This is a genomic window from Dolichospermum sp. LEGE 00246, from assembly GCF_015207865.1.
In the GTDB taxonomy this organism is placed as follows: domain Bacteria; phylum Cyanobacteriota; class Cyanobacteriia; order Cyanobacteriales; family Nostocaceae; genus Dolichospermum; species Dolichospermum heterosporum.
In genome coordinates, this window is sequence record NZ_JADEWA010000674.1 from 1 (window position 1) to 1,982 (window position 1,982).

A 1,982-nucleotide genomic window follows, 5' to 3' on the forward strand; every position below is an offset into this window, starting at 1 on the left:
TTTCTGTTTTTGTAGTAAAATCACTTCCACTCGCTGTATCACCAACATCTATGGATGTGGCTATGGTTACATTTTGGTTAGCTTGAGCATCTCCTGTGCGGGTGACAGTGAAATTAACTGCACTTCCTTCTGTTGCTGAAGCAGTAGCAATACTAAATATGGGTGCAGCATCATCATTATTAATTGTTCCTTTCGCTGTAGCGTTGGTAGAACTAACAACCGCACCATTATTAGGATTGCTTAAACTCACAGTGAAAGTTTCATTGCCTTCAAATAGGCTATCTTGAGTTGTTTGCACAGTAAAGGTTTTGCTACTTTCACCTGTGGCAAATGTGAGAGTTTGAGTATTTGCAGTCAAATCACTGGCACTAGCTGTATCATTTGTCGCAATAGAGGTAGTTACAGTTACACTTTGGTTAGCTTGAGCATCTCCTGTGCGGGTGACAGTGAAATTAACTGCACTTCCTTCTGTTGCTGAAGCAGCAGCAATACTAAATATGGGTGCAGCATCATCATTATTAATTGTTCCTTTCGCTGTAGCGTTGGTAGAACTAACAACCGCACCATTATTAGGATTGCTTAAACTCACAGTGAAAGTCTCATTGCCTTCAAATAGGCTATCTTGAGTTGTTTGCACAGTAAAGGTTTTGCTACTTTCTCCCTGTGCAAATGTGAGAGTTTGAGTATTTGCAGTCAAATCACTGGCACTAGCTGTATCATCTGTCGCAATAGAGGTAGTTACAGTTACACTTTGGTTAGGTTGAGCATCTCCTGTGCGGGTGACAGTAAAGTTAATAGTGCTTCCTTCTAATGCCTGAGCAGTAGCAATACTAAATATGGGTGCAGCGTCATCATTATTAATTGTTCCTTTCGCTGTACCATTTGTAGAACTGACAACCGCATCATTGCTAGGATTACTTAAACTAACAGTAAAAGTCTCATTGCCTTCAAATAGGCTATCTTGAGTTGTTTGAACCGTAAAGGTTTTGCTAGATTCACCTGCTGCAAATGTGAGAATTTCTGTTTTTGCAGTTAAGTCATTTGCACTAGCTGTATCATCAGTACCAATAGACGTAGATACAGTTACACTGCGAGTAGTTTGCTTATCTCCTGTGCGGGTGACAGTAAAATCGATTGCACTTCCTTCTATTGCTGAAGCTGAAGTAATCGTAAATATTGGTAATTCATAATTTTGATCTTTAAGAATAGCAAATTGTGTATTATTTGCACTAATTACAGTGTCATTTCCTTGAGCCGAGAAACTGAGTTTGTCTAATTTGATACCATCAATATCAATTCGCAGATTATCATCTGCGGGATTAAAGTCTGTAATGATATTTGGACTGTTGGGATATTCGGCATTAGCCAGCCAGAATGTATCTTTACCCGCGCCACCAGTTAAAGTATTGCCACCGCGATTACCAAAAATTGTGTCATCACCTGCGCCGCCTAAAATAGTATCATTACGGTCAGCAAAAATAATATCATTACCATCTCCACCATCTAAGGTATTGCCACCATTACCCTCAGAGTGGAGTTCATCATTTCCTGCTTCTCCAAAGAGTTTATCATTAGTATAGGCAAATAACTCATCATTCCCATCACCACCTTGAAGGATATTGTTTCCCCCTCCAGTTAAGGCATCAAGAATATCATCTTCTGCCGTACCAACTAGGGTGTAATTCGTGCTACTTGCTGGTACAAATGATGTTGTCATTGTCATGCTCCTGTTCAAAAATTAGTAGATACTGGTTTAAATTTGTTTACGTATTTTTATTAAAGAACGCTGATAGAACCAGGGGGAAATTTCCAAAGGAAAGTTTCTACAAAAGTTTATCATTGTTACTAAAATTATTGCATTTGAATGTTTCCATTTTTGCAATTAGAGATTTGTTGTTACTTATTCTGCTGTGAGAATTTTAGTTTTATTGAGATTTAAAAAATGCCTAAAAATTTGACTACATAGTAAACTTATCTTAGAT

General features: G+C 38.1%; 1 protein-coding gene. It reads right to left on the reverse strand.

Annotated features, from left to right (window positions below; genetic code table 11):
• The coding region (locus IQ228_RS25425; RefSeq protein WP_304511128.1) for a Calx-beta domain-containing protein at positions 1 to 1,717 on the reverse strand (1,717 nt) is incomplete at its 3' end.
• Positions 1,718 to 1,982: the final 265 nt, after the last annotated feature.